We start from the raw sequence: 20,957 nt of genomic DNA on the forward strand, positions 1-20,957 counted from the left end.
GTGAGACCATGCTCCCCGCCGAACTGCCGAACCTGGGGGACGGACGTGTCACGCTTCGCGCTTTCGTGAACGATGACGAGGATCTGGTTCGCAGCGTTGCCCGCGACCCGCTGATTCCCCTCCTCACGACCGTCCCCGCGAGCGGTTCCCATGACGACGCGCTGAGTTACATAGCGCGTCAGCACGAGCGACTACGGACCGGCGCCGGGTACTCCTTCGCCATCACCGACCAGCACGATCAGTGCATCGGCAACATCGGCCTGTGGCTCAGCTCCATCCACCAGGGGCGTGCCTCGACGGGGTACTGGCTGGCGCCGGCGTTCCGGGGACGCGGCTATGCGAAGCGCGCACTCAGCATCCTGAGCGGTTGGGCCGAGACGCTCGAAGATGTGGCCCGCCTCGAGCTCTACGTCGAGCCGTGGAATGAGGCGTCATGGCGTTGCGCCGAGGCCTGTGGTTTCGAACGCGAAGGACTGCTGCGTTCCTGGCAGCAGGTGGGCGATTCGCGCAAGGACATGTTCATGTACAGCCGCATCCGCGTCGATGAAAGCGCCCAGGCTGAGGCCTCCCGCGGAGCGGCGGCGGCGACGTCGCGTAGTCGGCCCGTCCGCGCTCTTCGTCTCGGTGGCGATGCGTCACCCCGCGGTACGAATGTGGACGGGATTCGCAGATGGGGACGTAGATCGCAGGATGGCCCCGGCGCGCCGTGTACAACTGCGATTTTCGTCCACATTCGCGATTCTCGGACAGGCCTGCGAATCCTGTCCACATTCGGGCACACCGCAAGGCTCAATGCGGCGACGCCAGGGACAACGACGTAGGGGTCCACTCGACGAGGCCTTCGTCGGCGAACGCCTGCAACCAGCCCTCCATCGGCCAGGTGCCCCACCGCTCGCGGTAGAGGTTCGCGTTGCGCACGATGTCGACGACGTGATGGCGCGGCGGGTTCGCGCTCGGATGCCACTGATGCAACGCGTGCGCGCCGCCGACCCACGCCATCCGCAGGCCCGCGTCACGGGCCCGCATGCCGAAGTCGGTGTCCTCCGCGCCGTACCCGACGTACCGCTCGTCGAAACCGCCGCACGCGCGCCAGGCGTCGGCATCGAGAGCAAACGCGAGCGACCACAGGAGACGATGGTCGTCGTCGACCTCGACCGCACCCGACGACGGCGCGGGGCGCGCAGCATGCGGAGCGACGAAACGTCTTGCAGCCGCCGGGAATTCACCGTCGAGACGATCGTCCTCCCCCAGATACGTGACGATGCCGTTGAGCACCGCACGCTCGCCGCGAGCATCGAGCTGACGCTGCGCGTCACGCGACGCATCGACGAAACCGGGCAGGGGGACGCAGTCGACATCGAGGAAGACGATGAGTTCCGCGCCATCACCGAGTGCCGCCGTCGCGCCGACGTTGCGGGCCCGCGCGGTCGGCATGCCCAGCGGGTGATCGTCGAGGGGCACGATGCTGACGCTCTCACCCATGACGCCCGCCGCGCGCAGGTCGTCACCCAGATCAGGCATGTCGACGGCGACGATGACGTGTCGCACGTCGGGCGCCACCTCGTCGAGGAACCGTCGCTGATTGACGAGGTGCTCCAGACGCCCCCGCACCGGAGTGACGGCGGCGACGGGCAGCGTCCGGCCCGACCCCATGTCGGTCATCACGGCAGCGTCCCATCTCCGAGTGCGAGCGCCTCGGCGCCGGTAGCGGCTGGCCAGCCGGAGCCGCCCTCGACGACTCCACGCGCCGCGCCGCCGGCTTCGCGGACGCCTCGCTCTGCGACACCTGCGCGCGCAACATCGTCGATGCCGTGCCTGCTCCCACGCACAGCACCTTCCAGATCGTCGGGGTCAGTTCCAGCAGCTAGGTCAGCGACGCCCCCGCGCGCAGTGGCCTCGATGACGCCAGCCGCGCGGTCAACAGCGCCGTGGACGCACCAGCGCGCCCACGCACGTCCTGTCGATCGCTCGTCGTCCCCGGCGAGGAGTTCACGGATGCCGGCAGCGACCTCGTCAGCGGTCGCACCCAGAGTCAGCCTGCGCGCGATGCCGGCGTCGTCAAGAGCACGAGCCATGTCGGCCTGCTCGTCGAACGGACGCTCCTGCGGCACGACGACGGCAGGAACACCGAAGGCAGCGACGTCCGCAAGAGCATTCTGCCCCGCGTGGGTGACGACGACGTCAGCCGTCGCGAGCAGAACCTCGACGGGGTGGTCGGCGTCGGGCGTCCGCCAATGGACCTGCGGCACAGCGCGTTCGACGGCGCCCGGAAGCTCAGCGTCGTCCCAGCCCTCGCCGCCGACGAGGAGCACACCACGCAACCTTGGTATCTCTTGGGCGCCCCGCGATGTCGCGTCCGAGAAGGCCCCTCTCGGCGTGCCCACCGAAAGGCCCTCCGGAACGTTCACCGCGGCACCGTCAGAATCGCTGCCCGCCAAGGCATCTGACGAGGCCCCTCGCCGTGCGCCCAGCGAAGGGCCTCCCACAGCGTCTATTGCTGCACCGCCGGATCCGGCGCCCGGTGCAGTGCTCTGCGAGACGTCCGCCGCGACGCCGCAGCCGCCGGCATCGCGGGAACCGGCCGCCCGCGGGCCTGACGCAACACTTTCCGAGGAGTTCGGGGAGGGACATGCCGACGAACCACCGCCCGCAGTGTTCGGCCCCGCAGCATGACCCGCGAAGCGCGACAGGCCACCGACTTCGACCGTCTTGTCGCGATGGCGTTCGAGGTGCGGCGCGACGTCGAGCCGCGCCGGCCAGGGCGCCAGCACAGCCGCCGCCAGGTCGAACGCCAGCGCATGCGGTGCGTCGTCGCGTCGCCCGGGCTGAGCCACGACGACGACGGGGACGCCGAGCAGCCGCACGAGAGCGGTCACCTCGACGGAGACGTCGACGACGACGACGTCCGGGCGCGCCTGCGTCACCCACGCCGCGATCTGCGCCGAACGCTCGGCGTAGCCACCGCCGAGCGGAGCCCAGTGCAGACGCCCACCCGCATCGGGGTCGACGAACGGTGCATCCGCTTCATCGGCATCCGACGCGAGCGCGACCTGATCCCCGTCGGGCAGTGCGCCGCTGCCGAGATAGGTGATGACGTGCCCGCGCCGCGTCAGTTCGGCACCGATGACGCCCGCCCGCGTCGCGTGCCCCCGCCCGTGATGGTGCACGTAATAACCGATGCGCATCACGACATCGCCCCTGTCGCGTCCGGTTGGGCGCCGCCTGAGACGCTGTCGCCCGAAAGGCTCCCCGGGAGCAACGGACGGTCCGCAACGTCACTGCCCATGCCGTTCTGCGCGCTCACGCCCGGACGAACCCCGGCTGGAGGCTTCATGTCCTCACGGATGACGAGCCGACGCGCGTCGGCGTCGCTCGGGAGCGGGTCCAGCGGTGTGTGACCTTCGACGGATCGCGCGCCCGACGCAGGCTGCGAACGGCGCGCCGCGTCAGCCGCCTCCGTCAGCACCGCGAGATGCCCGTCGATGCAGGCATCGAGAGAGAAATGGCGGACGGCGCACTCGCGCACCGCCGCGCGCTCGAGAGCGTCGACTTCGGTGACGGCAGAGGCCAGTCGGGCGACCAGCACGTCGTCGGGCGCCGCCATCACGGCTCCTGCCGGGAGCTCAGACGAATCCACGACCGGATTCGTCGACACGTCGACGAGGACACCCATGTCCGGTCGCACCACCTCGACGAGACCACCTCGTGCGAGGGCGATGACAGGCGTCCCGCACATCGCGCCCTCGACGGCGACGAGGCCGAACGGCTCATCCCATGCCGGTGTGACGAACAACGCGTCGCTCCGCCCGACGACCTTCGCCACCTCCTGCGGCCGCAATGCGCCGAGATGCTCGACGTCACCCCCGAGCCGCGGCGCGATCTCCGCCTCGAAGTACGCGGCATCGCTGACCGGCCCGACAAGAGCCAGCCGTCGCCCGGCCATCCGCGCCGCATCGATCGCGAGATGCGGCGCCTTCTCCGGCGTGATCCGACCGACCCAGGCGAGACGGCCGTCGGCAGCACCCGGCCCGAGGACGAAACGCGACTCGTCGACACCGTTCGCCACGACCTGCCGCGTCACCGTCGACCACTGCGCCGCGAGGGCTTTCGACACCGCGACGAACCGCGACGCCGGCGAGGCGAGGGCAGCGCCGAGCTCCATCCACGGAAACGGCGGCGTGTGCAACGTCGTGACGACCGGCGCGTCGTAGGCGCGCGACAGCGACATCGGCAGGTGGTGCAGGCTGTGGTTGGCGACGACGTCGAGCTCACCGGCACGATCCCGGCGCGCCAGTTCGGCGGCCGCGAACGTGAACGCGTGATGGTCGTCGAGAAACGGCTTCTCCGGCAGCTGCGGGTCGAGCGCGGCAACCGCCGAGAACCGCGGCAGCGCCGGGTACGTCACGACCTCGTCGGCCACGTCGGCCGGCGTCCCCTCGGCCGCGAACAGCACGACGTGGTGGCCGCGCCGACGGAACCCGGCGACGAGCGCCGCCGTCAGCGATTCCTGGCCGCCGGCGAACGGCTCGCTCAACGGGTTGCGGTTCGTGGCGAGCACGGCGATGCGCAGCGACGTCATGCGACTCCTCCTCGCAGGTTGGCCAGATACGTCGCGAACCCGCCGACAGCTCGCCCGTCGAGACGGCTCGACGTGACGACGCGCGCGTCATCGGCCGCCCGCACGAGGCGCTCGTCCTCGGCGCGCAGCCGCTCGACGAGGTCTACGTCCTCGTGCAGCGACAGCGGCGCGAACCCGCCGACCCGCAGGTACGCAGAGGCGCGCACACCGAGATTCGCGCCGTGCACGTGAGGATGCCCCTCCCGCAGATGGTGTCGTTCCATCCACTCTGCGCGCCGCGCGCCGGTGAGAGCCGCGTCCGGTTCGACGGTGCCGACGTACGCGTCGGCGCCGGCGTTGGCCGTCGCGATGTGGGCGCTCAGCCAGTGCGGCGGGACGTGCGTGTCGGCGTCGGTCGACGCGAGCCACAGCGCGTCGGCATCAATGCCGTCACGTTCCGCCCATTCGAGCGCGCAGCGCACTCCCGCGGCACGCGCTCGCCCGACGCTCCCCGCCGTGACGACGAGCGGCTCCACGCTGAACTGCCCGCGGTGCGCCGCGGCGCCCGCGAAGGCACGCACGATGGCCTCGCTGTCGTCGGTGCACGTGTCGAGGACGATGCACGCACGTAACGTCATCGCCGGCGCGAGATGAGCAACCTCGACGAGCGCTCGTTCGAGCGCCGTGAGGCAGTGCGCAAGCGCCTGCTCTTCGTCACGCGCAGGCACGATGACGGTGGCGCCGGCGAGAGCAGGGCGAGGCGAACCGTCACGGCTGCGAGTGAGCGCACGTGTCACGCACGGATAGGTGCGCTCGCTCATGACCACCTCCGTCGGCCCCAGGCCTCGAGGTCGAGGGGCCCGTCTGCGGGCACGGTGTCGACGATCGGTGACGCATCCGCGGACGATTCGACCGGCCCAGCGACCCTGTCATTTCTGCGATTTTCGTCCACATTCGTCCGATGACGGGTGCGCGCCGCCGTCACGACGCCGCCCACCCATGGCGCGCCGTCGCACGCTGCGAGCAGACCCTCGGCATCGCGCAGAACGCACGGCTGCATGACGTCGACGATGAACTCAGCGCGCTGCAGAACGTCGTCGGACGGTTCGCCGGCGCACACGCGAGAGTCATCGGCGAGCACGTCGGGACGGTGTTCACCGCACCAGATCCCGACGTCCGCGAGCGCGAGCCACGACTCGAGGGCGGCGTACTCGCCGCTCGGTGCCACCGTTCGCGCCGGCCGCCAGAACACGACGACGCGCGGGGCGCGCCAGATACCGTGGCGCCCCCGCACGTCTGGCTGTGGAATGCGGGCAGCGAGCGCGAGCTGCTCGCCCTCCTTGAGCTGCGCGAGATCGGCTCGCTCCCCCGCGTCGGGGCCGTCGTGCCAGGCCACCGCGGCCGGCGCATGACGCAGGGCGACGCCGGTGTTCCAGGCGCGATAGGCGAGATCCCAGTCTTCGCCGCCGTACCCGACGAGGCTCTCGTCGAACCCGTCGAGTCGTTCGAACGCGTCGCGCGTCATGCCCATGACGGCGCTGATGACGAGTCGCCAGTCGCCGTCGCCGGCGTCACGCAGGTCGTTCGTGCGCGCGTAGCCGTCGCGCAGCCACTGGGGTGCGGCGAGGACGTCACCGTCGGCCGGCGCCTCGGGATCGGTTGCCGCACACCAGGACACGACGTCGTCACCCCGCGCGGCGACGGCACTGAGATCGGCATGCCGACGGGCTCCGACGACGAGGGCGCCGGCGCCCGGCGCCTCGCGCGACGCCTCTCGCAAGGCGTCGACCATCGCGGCACAGTAGCCGGGCGTCGGCACGGTGTCGCCGTCGAGGAAGAGGACGACCGGTGACGACCCGGCGCGCGCGCCGAGATTGCGCACCGCCGCGGCGCGGAAGCCCTCGTTCGCCTGTCGCAGGAGCGTGACGCCGTCGGGGACGCTCGGCGGGGTGGCCGAACCGTCATCCGCGACGACGACGTGGAGGCGCAGCGACGAATCATCCTGCGCCGCAAGGGAATCCAGCACCCATCGCAAACGCTGCGGGTCTTCGAAATGCGTGACGACGACGTCGACGTCGCGTCCGTCACCCACGCTCAGGTCAGCCCCTTGCTCGCCCGCGCGAGCGTTCGCGCTCACCCGACACCACCCAGGGGCGTCAGGTGCGCGGCGAGCAGTTCGCTTTGGCGACGCGCGGCGTCCGGCGTCGTGAGCAAGCCGGGATGCGACGGGTTCGTCACGGTCACCATCGGGTCGCTCAGCGCCGCCCGGGCGGCATCGACGAAAGCGTCGACCACCCCATCCCGATCACCCGACTCGCTTGCATCTGTACGAGGTTCGACGACCGTCACCGACCCGGGTGCCGTCGTCGACAGTTCGGTGACCCACGGCGTGGCCAGCGTGATCGGCCGGCGACCGGCGGCGATCCATCGGCCGATCGAACCCGACGCGGAGATGTGACGGTAGGCCGCGAGCGGCACGGCGATCGTCGCGATCGCGGCGTCCATCTCGTCCTCGCTCAGGTGCCCGAGAACGCGCAGTTCGATTCCGCGCGCGTTCGCGGCGCGGCGCAAGTCATCGACGAAGTCCTCGTGCCCCTCGACCACCGCGCCGAGCATGACGAGGTCGCGACCCAGCGCCGCGGCAACATCGAGCGCCAACTGCGGATCCTTGCCCGGATGGACGAACCCGAGGACGCCGACGGGCGCGTCATCGCCAAGGGCGAGCACCGCGTCACCCGCCTCGGTTGCACTCGGTCGCGCATCGACCGGCAACGTGACGACACCGACGCCAGTGACATCGGCGTCGCCGAAACCCCGAGTGGCGCTGTCAGCGTCACCGGCAGGCGCCGCGACGACGTCACCCAGCATCGCGCGCTCGGCCTCGCTGCACACCTGAACAGACGCGGCGGCCGCGACGATGCGCGCATACAGCGCAGCGCGACGTTCGTAGCGCGCCTGCCCCTCGGCGGGCTGCGGAATGTCGTGAAGCGTGACGTGCACGGGCCGCGCGGCGCCCTCGATCGCGCGCACCCCGGCTCCGATCGCCCGGTGGTCGGCGCCGAGCAGCGCGTCGGTGAGGTGAACATGCACGGGCCCCGCATCGTCCGCGAGGTACGCCGCGAGGTCACGCGCGCCGGTCCCCACGTCGAGCATCGACGTGCGGCGCGCACCGGCGAGAGCCGCCCCGTGGCGCGTCACCCCGTGCTCGGGCGGGCCGAGCAGGAGGTGGTCGACGGTTGCAGCCGCATCACCCGATGCAACGTGCGCGCTGCGGGGTTCCTCAGCGGCAGTGCTCGCCGGGCGCGTCGTCGTCATCCTCGTATTGTCATGTGCGACGGGGCTTCTCGTCATCTTGACGTCCGTCGGATGTTCGAACGCATCGCCGCTCGGTGCGGCGCTCACACGTCACCGTCCACGATCTCGAGCAACGTCGCATGTCGACGCACCGCGTCCGCGAGTGCCTGCGGGTGCTCGGCGTACCACGCGGCGTGGGCGGCGACGATCTCGTCCTCGCCCACCGCCTGACCGCGCACCTGCCACACGCGGGCGACGTCGTCATCGCTCATCGGCACCTGCGCGAGCGCGGCGGCGCGCTCGTCCATCGGCGCGACGAGGGCGCCGAGCAGCGACCGGCCAGGGTCGTACTCGCGGGGTGCGCCGAGGTCGAGGGCGGCCGCGATGCGGTCGGCGACCTCGACGAGGACGTCGTTCGTCGGGTGGTTGATGACGTGGACGCTGCGCCGTCCAGGGCGCGCGAGGGCATCACGAATGTCGACGGCGCCGTGCGCCTCGATGCGCCGCGTCAGCTCGGCGAGGGATGCGTCGCGCAGGGCAGCGACGGCGCGCTCGTCGAGCTGCGGCAGGTCGTCGCTCGTCATGCGAGTCGCGTGGTCACCCGCTCGGCGGCACGCCGCGATGACGCGCAGATCGTGATACGGCACGATCGGCGGCTCGCCCGCGGGCGTGCGGACGATGACCTGCGCCGGGTGCAGCCCCGCCCACCGCATGACGGGCACGATCGTCGACCTGACGTGCGGCGCCGCCGTGAGCAGTTCGTCCGTGCCGACGGGCAGGCCGCGATACCCGGGGGCGACGGGTTGCGTCACGAGGTAGTGGGCCTGCGCGAGGATGCGATGCAGGTGCGGCACATCATCGGCAAGCAGTTCGTGCGCCGGGACGAGGCGGATCGTGCGGATGCGATCGCCGTACCGACCGTCGAGAAGTACGCGCAGCGACTCCGCCTGGCAGTTGCCGTGGACGACGAGCACCGGGCGGCCGGCAGGATCGGCCGTCGGCACGGGGTCGGTGAGACCGTAGAACTCGCCGTAGTGCAGGTTGCGAGGCGTCGCCTCGACGGCAGGCACTGTCATGAGGCCTCTCCTTCGACGTCATCTCTGGCACTTTCGCCGCTGACGGCGCCAACGCCGCGCTCGCCGTCAGCCGACGAATGTGGACGAAAATCGCCGATGTGGACAGGATTCGCCGTGGACGGGATTCGCAGGACGGCGCGGGTGTCGCGCGACACGGGGGCCGTTGCGGCGGTTGGGGCATCGCCGTTGCTCGGGCGAGCGACCACGATGGCGACGTCGTCGTCTTCGTAACGCGCGAGCGTCGGCCACACGAGGCGCACCTGCTCATCGACGAGACGCCCGTCGAGGGGGATGTCACGCGTCGGGTGCAGCCAGTTCGCCACGACGACGACACCGTCATCGCGCAGCAGCGCGTCGATGCCGGCAAGGGTCGCCAGCAGCGTCGCGCCGTCGAGGAAGTAGCCGATCTCGCTGAGCACGACGGTGTCGAACCGCTGCCCTTCGTCGGCGAGTTCATCGAGCACAGAAGGCAGTTCGGCGTGGCGCCAGTCGACGCCGTCGACGTCACGTCGACGAGCGCGCGCCAGCGCCTGGGCGCTCCCGTCGACCGCGACCACGCCGTCGGCGCGCTCGGCGAGCACCCGCGTCAGGGCGCCCGTGGAGCATCCGAGATCGAGCACGCGCCCGAGATGCTCGTCAGGCAGCATCGCCTCGATGAGGGCACGGCGACGCCGCTCGTACCAGCGCGTCTCGACACCCCACGGGTCGCCGCTGCCCTCGAACATCGCGTCGAAGGATGCCGCCGGCGTGCGTCCGTCATCGAACGAGGCGACGCGGGGCAGCGCGCCGTCCGGGTCGAAGAGTGTCTCGACGAGACGTTCGAAGTGGGCGAGGACGCCGGCGTCGAGCATCGCAGGCTCGGCTGTCGGGCGCGCGAACGTCCCGATCTGTGACGAGTACGCCGCGATGGCCGCGCGTTTGCGCTGGAGCGAGGCGACGTCGGGGACAGCGAGAACGCTGCTCTCCCAGACTGTTTCGGCGACCGACGATGGGTCGCCCCAGTGCCACCACCACAACGGATAGCTGACGCACGCCGCCCCGAGCTGCGCCGCGACGTCACGCGCCACGGCTCCGCACGTGTCGTGGTCGATGTGCGCATCGGCCTCCGCCGGGGCGACGACGAGCACCCGCTCAGTTCCCGACCCACGCACCGGCGTCATCGACGGCGTCACCGTCGAGGTCACATCGGTGGCTGCGTCATCGCAGCCGACCGCTCTCGAGGGCGACTGGTCCGACACCGTGGATGCCTCCGCCGCAGTTACCCGCACGACGCGCTCCAGCGCAGCGGCCAGCTCGGCACGGTGGTCAGCGACGCGGCCGTCAGGTAGCGCAAGGCGCTCAACCCGCCCGAGCGCACCGCCGAGCAGCACACCGAGAGCGTCGTCGAACTCGCGACGACGGACTTCGCGGACGACCTCGAATGTCAGTCCCGTTGCCGCAGAGTGCGATCCCTCGCCGTCGGTGACGAGGGCGACGTCTACGGGCAACCCCGCGTCCGCGAGCATCGCCAAGAATGCGCCGACGGCGAGTGTCTCGTCGTCGGGGTGAGCCGCGACGACGACGACGCGGCTGTACCGGGCAGCGAGGGCTTCGACGTCGAGGTGGCCAAGCGACGCCCATGGCGTCCCTCGCAACCACGTGCGTTCGCTCGTGCCGGGCTCCCGCGACGACCACGAGGCCGGCGCGGCGGGCATCCCGCGCATCAGTGACGCTCCAGCGTGGCGGCGCCGATGGCGGCGAGGTCGCGTTCGGCATGGTGCTGGCGCACGTAGACACCGAGGTCGGCAACGCGCCGCGCGTGGGTCTCGTCGCTCGTCAACGGGCCGGGGCCGAGCGCGTGGCCACAGATCGTCAGCGCCTGCTCCGCCGCATCGGCGACGACTGCTCGCACGCGCGACGACAACGCGAGACCCGCTGCACCGCAGGCGTTTCCACCGTCGATCGCGCGGGCTGCGTCGGCGAGTACCGCGTCGAGCAGATACGTGATGACCTCGAGCCGGCCCAGATGCATGAGCGCGATCTGATCGGGTTCACGCCGCCCCGCAGCCGCACGAACCGCTGTGGCGAGGCCGTCCACGCCGCCCGCCCAGACGGCGGCGACACCGATGCCACCCCACGCGAAACCGTCACGACCGAGGTAGAAACCTGGCTCCCCGACGGGCTTCGCGGGCATCGCGTCGAACGTCAGCGACGTCGAACGGATCGCGGCGAGCCCACGCGACACCCATGACTCCTCGGCGCCACCCACCCGCGCGTCCGTGAGATCGACGGCGAACAACCGCTGCCCTTCAGGCGTACCGGCCGTCACGAGCGCATGCGACAACTGCTCACCGAGCGAGCACCACGGCTTCACCCCGTCGAGCACCCAGCCATCACCCTCGCGACGCGCGGCGAGGCCCGGCGCCCGCGCCGCGAACACGCCCCAGGCGCCGTCCCCACCGCCGGGCAGCACGTCGCCCGGCGCAACCCCCGCCTCGGCGAGGATCGCAAGCGCATCGAGGTGCGGTTCGATGACGCGGGCCGTCGTCAGGTCGGAGGCGCCGAGCGATCGGAGCGTGTCGAGATACACCGCGCTGTCGCGGCCCAACGCCGCTGCGGCGGAAGCGAATTCACCGGCAGCGGCAAGCGCCGCCCCGATGTCCCCAGCAGGGATATCGGGGCGGCGCAGCGCGCGAGAGGGTTCGCTCAAGCGGAGAGCTCCCGCTTCCAGAAGCGCAGCGCACGGCACGTCTCGACGAAGCCCTTCGCGCCGGCCGCGTCGCTGACGTCGACGAACCCGTCGTCCTTCTTCGACGCCACACCCGCGGCTTCGATGAGACCCGACGCGTCCGGGCCGAGGGCCAGGAACTTGTTGTGCGCGACGGCGTCCGTCACGAAGTCACGAGCCTCAGCGACCTTGCCGAGCGTCGCCGCACCGTCAGCCGACGGCAGCAGCGCGACGGCGTCGAACAGCACAGACGGCGCACCGGCGATGGCGTGATCGGCGGCGAGCCTCTCGCCGTTCGACAGCGTGACGCCACCGACGGCCTTCGCGACGATCTCGACGACCGTGCCCTCGGCCTCGGCGGCCGAACGCACCGCGGCGAGCAGGTCGGCGTCGGTTCCTTCGCTGACGACGACGCCGATCTTGCGGCCGGCGAAGCTGTCGGGTCCGTTCTTCACGATGCTCAGCGCGTCGGAGACGGGCAGGTCGTGACGCGGCGCCACCTTCGCGGGCGAGGCCTCCGGCAGCTCCATCGCGAGCTCGTCGGCGACGCGCTGCGCGAGCGACTCGTCGACGTTGCGCAGGTTGCCGAGCATGCGCGTGCGGATCTCGGGGATCTCGCACTTGCCGAGCTCGAACGCGAACGCGTCGACGATGTGCTTCTGCTCGACCTCCGTCTGGCTCTTCCAGAACTGGTTGGCCTGGCTGTAGTGGTCGGCGAACGACTCCGCACGCAGACGGCGCGCCTCACCCTCGACCTTCGTCGGGTACGTGTCCGGCTGGAACGTCGTCAGCGCGCGCGGGCCACGGTCGTCACCCGAGAAGCCGTTCGGCTCGTAGTTGGCGCGGCCCCTCTGGTGCGCGAACTGCATGTGACCGTCACGCTGGAAGTGCGCGACGGGGCACTTCGGCGCGTTGACGGGCAGCTGCGTGTGGTTGGTCGAGCCGAGGCGCGACAGCTGCGTGTCGAGGTAGCTGAAGTTGCGGCCCTGCAGCAGCGGGTCGTTCGTGAAGTCGATGCCGGGCACGACGTTCTGCGTCATGAACGCGACCTGCTCCGTCTCGGAGAAGACGTTGTCGACGACGCGGTTGAGCGTCATCTTGCCGAGCGGGCGGATCGGGACGATCTCCTCGGGGATGATCTTCGTCGAGTCGAGCACGTCGAAGTCGAAGCTGTCGGCGAACGCGTCGTCGAACACCTGGACACCGAGTTCGTACTCGGGGAAGTCGCCGCTCTGGATCGCGTTCCACAGGTCACGACGGTGGAAGTCGGCGTCGGCGCCGTTGATCTTGACGGCCTCGTTCCAGACCACCGACTGCATGCCCTGCACGGGCTTCCAGTGGAACTTGACGAACGAGCTCTTGCCGTCGGCCGTCACGAAGCGGAAGGTGTGGATGCCGAAGCCCTCCATGAAGCGGAAGCTGCGCGGGATCGCGCGGTCGCTCATCGCCCACAGGGCCATGTGCGTCGACTCGGGCATGAGGGAGATGAAGTCCCAGAACGTGTCGTGCGCGCTCGCCGCCTGCGGCCAACCGCGGTCCTGCTCCTCCTTGACCGAGTGCACGAGGTCGGGGAACTTGATCGCGTCCTGGATGAAGAAGACGGGGATGTTGTTGCCGACGAGGTCCCAGTTGCCCTCCTCGGTGTAGAACTTCGTCGCGAAGCCACGGACGTCGCGCGCGAGGTCGGCGGAGCCCATGTTGCCGGCGACCGTCGAGAAACGAACGAACGTCTCCGTCTGACGGCCCTTCTTGCCGAACAGGTAGGCGGCCGTGAGGTCGCTGTGGTCGTCGTAGCTCTCGAACACGCCATGCGCGCCGTAGCCGCGGGCGTGGACAACACGCTCCGGGATGCGCTCGTGGTCGAAGTGCATGATCTTGTCGCGGAACGCGGCGTCCTGCAGCAGCGACGGGCCGCGGTCGCCCGCACGCAGCTGGTTCTGGTCGTCGGTCACCGGAATACCCTGCGACGTCGTCATGGCGTTGCCACCGCTCACCCCCTGGTGCAGCTCGTCCCCGGTGCCGCGCGTGTCGGGGCTCGTGGTGCGCTCGTTGTCGCTCATGGCTCTCCTCATGCTGGTGGTCGTTCGATCATGGCCTCTCGACCCTATGTCGGAGAGTAAGGCCACCGCACCCCCTCTCACCACGCCCCTACGGATGTGGACGAAAATCGCAGATGTGGACAAGGATCGCAGCGAGGCCCAGGGCGCTGACGGGACATGAGCCGCCGGGCACCCGCGTGGGTGACGACTCGGTGTGAGAGGCGAAACCCATTGGAAAAATTAGGGATCGACTCTAGGGTGAAACTCATGGAGACGTCGCGCAGCCAGTCGGATCACCCGGTCAGTTCGCCGAACCAGAATGTATCGGCTTCGTCAGAGAAGCCCTTGGCACTCGTCGCGGGAGCCTCGCGCGGGCTGGGTTTTCTCGTCGCCACCGCCCTCGCCGACGCCGGGCACCGCGTCGTCCTCGCATCTCGCTCCGCCGACGCCCTGGCGAAGGCCGCCGACACGCTTGTCTCCCACGGCCACGCGCGCAGTGCCGTCTCGACGATCGTCATGGACGTGAGTGATCGCGACGGGGTGGCTCGAGCCGTCGCCCAGGTCGAGCGCGAGCACGGCCCGATCGACGTCGCCATCCACGTCGCCGGTGTCATAGAGGTCGGCCCGGCCGAGAACACGACGCACGAGCACATCGAAGGCGCGATGAACATCATGGCGTGGGGGCCGATCAACCTCTCCGACGCCGTCATCCCCGGCATGCGCGAACGCGGGCGCGGGCGCTTCGGCGTCGTCACCTCCATCGGCGGCCTGCTGAGCGCACCGCACCTGCTCGCCTACTCGACGGCGAAGTTCGCGGCCGTCGGCTACACCGAGGGCCTCGCCGCGTCGCTCGCCCGCACGGGCGTGAGCGCCACCGTCATCGCCCCGGGGTTGATGCGCACCGGTTCGCACACGGCCGCACAGTTCTACGGCAACGCGCAGGCCGAATACGCGTGGTTTGCGCCCGCCGCGTCGCTGCCGTTCGTCAGCATGGACGCGACGAAGGCCGCGCGACGCATGGTCGACGGCGTCCTCGCCGGCAAGCCGTACGTCATCCTCACGCCCGCCGCGAAGCTCGGCGCACGCGTCCACGGCGTCATGCCGGGCGTGACGACGCGCGTCATGGGCCTCGTCGGGCGTGCGCTGCCCGGGCCCGTTCCCGGTGCGACGACGCCTGTCCCCGGATCGAAGCTCGCACCGAAGGCCGGACGATTCGTCAAGCTCCTCACGACGCTCGGTGATCGCGCGTCGCGCAGCAACCTCGAACCCGAGGGTTGAGCGGCCCCGGGTCGCGCCACCCGAAGATTTGAACCCAACCACCCGAGCATCCCAGACCCCCGACGAAAGGCACGCACCATGTCTGCTGGAACCCCGAAGTCCGACATCTCGCAGGAGCAGGTCGTCGAGATCATGCGTGGTGAGCGCTTCGTCATGCTCACCTCGATCGCAGTCGACGGGGCCCTGCACAGCCACCCGATGACGCCGCAGGAGGTGACGGACGACGCCGACGTGTGGTTCTTCGTCGGCCTCGGCACCGAGCAGGCGCAGGCGCTGCAGAGCAACCCGCAGGTCAACCTGTCGTTCGCGCACCTCGGTTCGTGGCTGTCCGTCGCGGGACGCGTCGAGTTCGTCGACGACCGCGCCAAGGTCGACGAGCTGTGGGGCGACGACGTCGCCGCGTGGTACGACGGCGGCAAGGACGACCCGGACCTCGGTCTCGTCCGCGTCGTCAGCGAGTCCGCGCAGTTCTGGGGCCAGCCCGGCGGCAAGGCCTCCGCGCTCGCGAGCATCGTCAAGGCGCGCGTCAGCGGCGAGCGTCCGAAGGGCCAGAGCGCCACGACCGAGCTGTGACGAACCCGGGAGCCGAACCGACGCGCGGCGGCTCCCGGCACCACGCTCCCCACCACCCCATCCCCACCACCTGATCGCCGCACGTCGCGGTGATCCTCTCGAGGAGAAACTGATGCGAGCACTCACCTGGCAGGGCCAGGGCAAGGTCTCGGTCGAGCAGGTCGCCGACCCGAGCATCCAGGAGCCCACCGACGCGATCGTGCGCGTCACCTCGACCGCGATCTGCGGTTCGGACATGCACCTCTACACCGTCCTCGCGCCGTTCCTGACGAAGGGCGACATCCTCGGCCACGAGTTCATGGGCATCGTCGAGGAGGTCGGTTCGGGCGTCACGAACCTCAAGCCCGGCGACCGCGTCGTCGTGCCGTTCAACATCTCCTGCGGCCACTGCTGGATGTGCAACCGAGGCTTGTTCGCGCAGTGCGAGACGACGCAGAACGTCGACCAGGGCACCGGCGCGAGCCTGTTCGGCTTCACGAGCCTGTATGGTGCGGTGCCCGGCGGCCAGGCGGACTACGTCCGCGTGCCGCACGCCGATTTCGGCCCCATCAAGGTGCCCGAGGCCGGCGAGGACGAGCGCTACCTCTACCTGTCCGACATCCTGCCGACCGCGTGGCAGGGCGTGCAATGGGCGAACGTGCGCCCCGGCGACACGCTCGCCGTCATGGGCGCCGGCCCCGTCGGTCAGCTCGCCGTCGCGAGCGCGCAGTACCTGGGGATCGAGGACGTCATCGTCGTCGACCGCGTGCCGGAGCGCCTCGAGCGCATGAAGGCCCGCGGCGCCCGCACGATCAACCTCGACGACCTCGACGGCTCGCAGGTCAGCGCCGTCGGCGACGCGGTGCGCGACCTGACGGGCGGGCGCGGTGCGGACGGCGTCGTCGACGCCGTCGGCATGGAGGCACACGGCAACCCGGTTGCCGCTGCGGGCCTGTCGGCCGTGAGCAAGCTGCCGTCGGCGATCTCGGAGCCGCTCGCGAAGAAGGCCGGCATCGACCGTCTCGCCGCGCTGCACGCCGCGATCGACAGCGTCCGCCGCAGCGGCACCGTCTCCGTCTCCGGTGTCTACGGCGGCGCGCTCGACCCGATGCCGATGATGCAGATGTTCGACAAGGGCATCGCGATGCGCATGGGCCAGTGCCACGTCAAGCAGTGGACCGATGAGCTGCGCGACGTGCTCGTCGACGCCGACCCGTTCGGCGTCGAGCAGCTCGCGACGCACCGCGTCGGGCTCGACGAGGCGGCGACGATGTACGACGTGTTCCAGAAGAAGCAGGACGGTTGCCAGAAGGTAGTCCTCAAGCCCTGACGCGCTGACGGCCTGGGATCGGGTCGGCGTCCACCGAGACGCTGGGCCACCCGGCCGCCCGGCCACCACAGGATGGCGGGTAACTCACGGGTGGGCGCGCGGTTAGGCGCCGACCTGTGAGTTACCCGCCATCGTGCGTTCTACGTCCAGGCGGCGCCGCCCGGAATGGTGCGCGGAATAGTGCGGGCGCGACGGGCGCTGCAGTGAGCATGACGCCCGAGCAGTACGCCGCGAACATCGCCCGCGCCCTCGACGTGCAGGATCAGTCGGTGCGGTTGCAGGCCGCGATGGCGGCGGGCACACATCCGCATCCCGACCTGCTGGAGACGCTCGTGCGTCGCTGCGGCGTCGAGCCCGACTTCTTCGTCCGCGAGACCCTCGCCTGGGCGCTGACGCGCCTGCCGGCTGACGACGTCCTGCCGCGCGTTCAGCACGAGCTGGCGTCGAAGAACATCCAGGCGCGCACGCAGGCGTTGCACGTGCTGTCGAAGGTCGGCGACGAGCGCGCATGGCCCTGGATCACGCCCGAGTTCCTGCACGACGCCGACGACGATCTCGCCCGCACCGCCTGGCGCGCGGCCGCCGCACTGGCCCCGGAGAGTCAACATGGCTCTCTCGCTGACGAATTGGTCAAGGAGTTCGGCCGTGGTGACGCCGGCACGCAGATGGCGTTGAGCGTCGCATTGCTCGGTCTCGGCGACGCCGCCGTCCCAGCGGTCAGGTCGGCAATCCGGAGCCAAGACGCGGCCGTCACCGAACATGCTCGCGCGACCGACCTGCTGCGCACCCGCCCCGAGCTCGCGTTCGACGGCGCCGTCGAGGAAGCCAAGCGCATCGTTGCCCTCGGCGGGCCTGGGGCCTGAGCGGCACGGGGCCGGGCGCCACCGGCCCGGACGCGACGGGTTGGTGGCGACGTTGCCTGAGCCCATGAACAACCACCAGATCGACGTCACCGCCGCCCCGAGCGGCATGGGCTGCGTCGAGTGCGAGGCGAGCGGCGGTTGGTGGGGGCACTTGCGTCGCTGCGCGCTGTGCGGGCATGGCGGCTGCTGCGACTCGCGCACGACGCCTCGACGGGCCACGCGTTGACGGGCCACCGCGTCGTCCAGAGCTTCAAGCCGGGCGAGACGTGGTTCTACGACTACGAAACCCGTGAGATGGGTGACGGCCCGCAGCTTGCGCCGCCGACCCCGGCCGGCACGTCGGGTCTCGGCCTTGTCGAGTGCGGCGACGTCGTCGGTTCGGTGCGCTACGCCAAGCAGCGCTGGCCGGAGATGACGCTCGGACTTGGAGTCGCTGCATGGGCGGCAACTCGACGATCACCGCGATGGACCCTTACCCCGAAGAGTTCCCCGACATCAAGGCACTCGGCGTGCTCAACGTCATCAGCGGCCGCACCTTCATCGAGAAAGGCGCCGAGCTCGCGAAGATGGACCCGGCCGAGCGTCTCGACGTCCGCATCCGTGAGCTGACCGGTTTCCGCCTCGACGAGGAGATGCCGCGCCCGCACGCGCACGCCGTGACGGTGCCGACGTTCATGGCGCAGCTGAAGCGCGACTTCCTCATCCACGCCGAGCAGGACGGGCAGGAGATCTTCGACGCCCTCGGCGCCGACGACAAGGAACTGTTCTGGATCGAGGACTCGAACCAGCGCTTCCACGCCTACAACTACTTCGGCGACCACCCGGAGGAGCTCATCGCGTGGTTCGACGCGCACATGAAGTGACTCGCTGACACATGACTCGCTGACGGCGGGGTGTCCGACGACGGGCGCCCCGCCGCGCGCGTCATGCGGGGCGAGTCACTCGTCACGCGTCACTCGGGGCGAGGGACGACGATCATCGGCACCGGCAGGTGCGCGAGCAACCGGGTGGCCGTCGTGCCGAGGAACGTCTGACGCCTCTGCGCCAGGCGCGACGAGCCCACCATGAGGGCGCTGCGGGGCGCCCAATCGATGCGGCTAATGGCCTTCTTCAGTGTGCGGCCCTCACCGACGTCGACGCGCACGTCGAGATCAGCCCCCGCGAGCCCGCCACCCGCGTCACCAGGACGAGAACCAGAGCCCAGCCCCGCGCGCAGCTCGTCGAGAAGCGTGCGGGCGGCGTCAGCCTCGTCCTTCGCCGCGCCGCGGCTGCGACCGTCGCGATCGACGAGCGAGATGAGCCGCATCGGCAACCCGACCCTGGACGCGCCGGCGACGGCCTCGTCGATGACGAGTTGCGCGCCTGGGCGGGTTCCGACGGCGACGACGAGTTCGTCGAGCGGGCCCCGTTCCGCGCGGCGGTAGCGTCGCGGCGCCATCGCGACCGGCACGCTCGAGGCGTGCAGCAGCGCACCCGCGACGGGGTTCGCGACGAACCGGTTGCCCGGGCCCGCGCCGGCGCCGATGACGAGCAACGCCGCGCCCAGCTCGTCGACGGCGTCGAGGATGCCGCGCGTCACCGACGTCGAGCGGCGCACGTGAACCTGCGCGTCCACGCCATCGGGCACCGCCGCGAGAGCTGCGGTCAGCTTGGTGCGTGCCTGGTCCTCGACGCGATCACGGAAGGCCCGTTCACCCGGATGCTGGACGCCGAAGGCGCTCTCCTCGTGCAGCACGTACACGACGTCGAGGCTCGCACCGAACGTCCGTGCGAGGTCGACGCCGAGCGCGAGCGCATCGCCGGATCGGGCGTCGCCGCCCCACGCGACGAGGTAGCGGATCATCACGAACCGTCACCCTCGAGGATCTGGCGGGCGACGCGCTCCCCCATCCGGACGGCGCCGTCGACGTGCTGGTAGCCCTCCGCGGCGATGTCGGAGCACGCGAAACGCATCGGCCCGACGGCGTCGTGCTGGTAGGGGCCCCAGCGGTGCAGGCCGCCGAGGTCGTAGCTCGCGGCGTAGGCCCCGCGCGTCCATTCCTCGGAGCCGAAGTCGGATTCGTAGTAGACGACCGGCTCGAGCGCCTCGTCGCCGAGGTAGTTCGCGAGCGAGCGCAGGATGCGTTCCTTGCGCTCCTGCGCGCTGAGGCGGAACACCTCGTCGGCCTTCTCGTCGGAGACGAACCCGACGAGGGTGCCGCGCTCGTCACCGTGGTTGGTGTTGTCGTACACCTCCTGGTTCAGTTCCTCGGCGCCGAACCCGGTGCCCGACAGGCCTTTCTCGCGCCAGAACGGCGTCTCGTACACGGCGTGCACCTTGATGACGAGACCCAACGACTGGTGCTGGTGCATCTGGTGCTGCAGGCGCGGCATCGGCGGTTCATAGCTGATGCGCGAGTACAGGTTCGGCGGTACGGCGAGGATGACGTCCTTCGCCTCGACGACGAGACCGTCACTGATGACGCCCGCGCCCGCCGCCGCGTCGTCCGCGTTCCAGCGGATGGTGCGCACCGGCTGGCCGAGCTTGACGACGTCGTCGCCGAGCTCGCGCGCCATCCTCTCGGAGACGGACTGCATGCCGCCGACGACGCGCTTGTCGAGGATGAAGGTGTCGTCGACGAGGTTCGAGAACGACCCGGCGGACGCCGCCATCAGCACCGCCTGCAGCGCGGAGAACGCGTGTGCGGGCTTCGTCAGCATGCCGCCGGCGATGAAGATGCCGATGTTGTCGCACGCCTCCTCGTCGTCGGACTGCTCGCGCAACCAGTGGTGGAAGGAGATCGTGTCGAGTTCGCGCGCCTTGGGGTGCGCCCAGGGCTCCTCGGCGCCGATCTCGGCGGCGAGGTCGTCGAGGATGCCGGTGAGGCGCTCGATCTCGGCCTCGACTTTCTCCCCGGCGGGGAACATGTCGCCTGTGTAGAGCTCGCGGCGCCCGTCGGGGGCGAGGTAGACGTTCTTGCCCTGGCGGTAGCGAGTGAACGTCTCGAGGCCCAGCTCGTCGAGCAGCGCGATGAGCGCCGTCTGATCGGGTGAGACCCACTGGCCGCCGATCTCGAGGAACGCGCCGTCGATCGTGTCGGACCAGGTGCGGCCGCCGACGCGGTCGCGTGCCTCGAGGACGACGACGCGCTTGCCGGCCTGCGTGAGGCGGCGGGCGGCCGTCAGCCCGGCGGGGCCCGCCCCGACGATGCAGACGTCGGCGTGCAGGGTGGGTCGTTCGGTTTCTACCGTGTTCATCGGCTCTCTGTTCTTTCTCTTAG

Annotated in this window: 19 protein-coding genes; 7 read left to right on the top strand and 12 right to left on the bottom strand. The window is 70.4% G+C overall.

What is annotated here, in order from left to right; genetic code table 11:
• Window positions 1–8 precede the first annotated feature (8 nt).
• The gene (locus DYE07_RS06855; protein WP_115296609.1) at window positions 9–821 is read left to right on the top strand and encodes a GNAT family N-acetyltransferase; all 813 of its coding nucleotides are present in this window, start codon (window positions 9–11) and stop codon (window positions 819–821) included.
• Here the strand turns inward: DYE07_RS06855 and DYE07_RS06860 are convergent.
• The 10 genes from DYE07_RS06860 to DYE07_RS06905 form a co-directional block, all read right to left on the bottom strand.
• Entirely contained in the window at window positions 790–1,662 is an 873-nt protein-coding gene (locus DYE07_RS06860; protein ID WP_115296610.1) for a glycosyltransferase family 2 protein, read from the bottom strand. The genes DYE07_RS06855 and DYE07_RS06860 overlap by 32 nt on opposite strands.
• Complete coding sequence (locus tag DYE07_RS14965; protein ID WP_202775043.1) at window positions 1,662–3,185, bottom strand: glycosyltransferase; 1,524 nt, start codon at window positions 3,183–3,185, stop codon at window positions 1,662–1,664. Before DYE07_RS14965 ends, DYE07_RS06860 begins: the two co-directional genes overlap by 1 nt.
• Window positions 3,185–4,579, bottom strand: coding sequence for a glycosyltransferase (locus tag DYE07_RS06870; protein ID WP_115296611.1), 1,395 nt, complete (start codon window positions 4,577–4,579; stop codon window positions 3,185–3,187). Before DYE07_RS06870 ends, DYE07_RS14965 begins: the two co-directional genes overlap by 1 nt.
• A complete protein-coding gene (locus DYE07_RS06875) occupies window positions 4,576–5,379 on the bottom strand; it encodes a glycosyltransferase family 2 protein (protein WP_082740547.1) in 804 nt (267 codons plus the stop codon). The genes DYE07_RS06870 and DYE07_RS06875 overlap by 4 nt, the downstream gene beginning before the upstream one ends.
• Window positions 5,376–6,695, bottom strand: coding sequence for a glycosyltransferase family 2 protein (locus DYE07_RS06880; protein WP_115296612.1), 1,320 nt, complete (start codon window positions 6,693–6,695; stop codon window positions 5,376–5,378). Before DYE07_RS06880 ends, DYE07_RS06875 begins: the two co-directional genes overlap by 4 nt.
• Complete coding sequence (locus tag DYE07_RS06885; protein WP_147286893.1) at window positions 6,692–7,873, bottom strand: glycosyltransferase family protein; 1,182 nt, start codon at window positions 7,871–7,873, stop codon at window positions 6,692–6,694. Before DYE07_RS06885 ends, DYE07_RS06880 begins: the two co-directional genes overlap by 4 nt.
• Window positions 7,874–7,956: 83 nt before the next feature.
• Entirely contained in the window at window positions 7,957–8,928 is a 972-nt protein-coding gene (locus tag DYE07_RS06890; protein WP_147286894.1) for a WcbI family polysaccharide biosynthesis putative acetyltransferase, read from the bottom strand.
• Window positions 8,925–10,622 carry a PIG-L family deacetylase gene (locus DYE07_RS06895; RefSeq protein ID WP_174897345.1) on the bottom strand — a complete coding sequence of 566 codons (1,698 nt, stop codon included), beginning with the start codon at window positions 10,620–10,622 and terminating at the stop codon, window positions 8,925–8,927. The genes DYE07_RS06890 and DYE07_RS06895 overlap by 4 nt, the downstream gene beginning before the upstream one ends.
• Before the next feature lie 8 nt (window positions 10,623–10,630).
• A complete protein-coding gene (locus DYE07_RS06900) occupies window positions 10,631–11,617 on the bottom strand; it encodes an acyl-CoA dehydrogenase family protein (protein ID WP_237723859.1) in 987 nt (328 codons plus the stop codon).
• Window positions 11,614–13,695: a catalase gene (locus DYE07_RS06905; protein WP_115296617.1), complete on the bottom strand. Its 2,082-nt coding sequence runs from the start codon at window positions 13,693–13,695 to the stop codon at window positions 11,614–11,616. The genes DYE07_RS06900 and DYE07_RS06905 overlap by 4 nt, the downstream gene beginning before the upstream one ends.
• A gap of 246 nt (window positions 13,696–13,941) precedes the next feature.
• Between DYE07_RS06905 and DYE07_RS06910 the strand changes: the two genes are divergently transcribed.
• The 6 genes from DYE07_RS06910 (at window position 13,942) to DYE07_RS06935 (ending at window position 18,560) form a co-directional block, all read left to right on the top strand.
• Window positions 13,942–14,952: an SDR family NAD(P)-dependent oxidoreductase gene (locus DYE07_RS06910; RefSeq protein ID WP_115296618.1), complete on the top strand. Its 1,011-nt coding sequence runs from the start codon at window positions 13,942–13,944 to the stop codon at window positions 14,950–14,952.
• Window positions 14,953–15,030: 78 nt separating this feature from the next.
• Window positions 15,031–15,525 carry a pyridoxamine 5'-phosphate oxidase family protein gene (locus DYE07_RS06915; RefSeq protein ID WP_062256511.1) on the top strand — a complete coding sequence of 165 codons (495 nt, stop codon included), beginning with the start codon at window positions 15,031–15,033 and terminating at the stop codon, window positions 15,523–15,525.
• Window positions 15,526–15,637: 112 nt separating this feature from the next.
• Complete coding sequence (locus DYE07_RS06920) at window positions 15,638–16,834, top strand: zinc-dependent alcohol dehydrogenase (protein ID WP_062256513.1); 1,197 nt, start codon at window positions 15,638–15,640, stop codon at window positions 16,832–16,834.
• A gap of 209 nt (window positions 16,835–17,043) precedes the next feature.
• Entirely contained in the window at window positions 17,044–17,697 is a 654-nt protein-coding gene (locus DYE07_RS06925) for a HEAT repeat domain-containing protein (RefSeq protein WP_237723956.1), read from the top strand.
• Window positions 17,698–17,761: 64 nt separating this feature from the next.
• Window positions 17,762–17,923, top strand: a complete 162-nt coding sequence (locus DYE07_RS15380) for a ubiquitin carboxyl-terminal hydrolase family protein (RefSeq protein WP_174897346.1) — start codon at window positions 17,762–17,764, stop codon at window positions 17,921–17,923.
• A gap of 211 nt (window positions 17,924–18,134) precedes the next feature.
• The gene (locus DYE07_RS06935; RefSeq protein WP_172462920.1) at window positions 18,135–18,560 is read left to right on the top strand and encodes an alpha/beta hydrolase family protein; all 426 of its coding nucleotides are present in this window, start codon (window positions 18,135–18,137) and stop codon (window positions 18,558–18,560) included.
• A gap of 89 nt (window positions 18,561–18,649) precedes the next feature.
• Here DYE07_RS06935 and DYE07_RS06940 read toward each other — a convergent pair whose 3' ends face one another.
• A complete protein-coding gene (locus tag DYE07_RS06940) occupies window positions 18,650–19,540 on the bottom strand; it encodes a universal stress protein (RefSeq protein ID WP_115296621.1) in 891 nt (296 codons plus the stop codon).
• Window positions 19,540–20,934, bottom strand: coding sequence for a flavin monoamine oxidase family protein (locus DYE07_RS06945; protein ID WP_115296622.1), 1,395 nt, complete (start codon window positions 20,932–20,934; stop codon window positions 19,540–19,542). Before DYE07_RS06945 ends, DYE07_RS06940 begins: the two co-directional genes overlap by 1 nt.
• Window positions 20,935–20,957: the final 23 nt, after the last annotated feature.

Origin of the sequence: Dermacoccus nishinomiyaensis (assembly GCF_900447535.1) — a bacterium.
Classification (GTDB): Bacteria; Actinomycetota; Actinomycetes; order Actinomycetales; family Dermatophilaceae; genus Dermacoccus; species Dermacoccus nishinomiyaensis.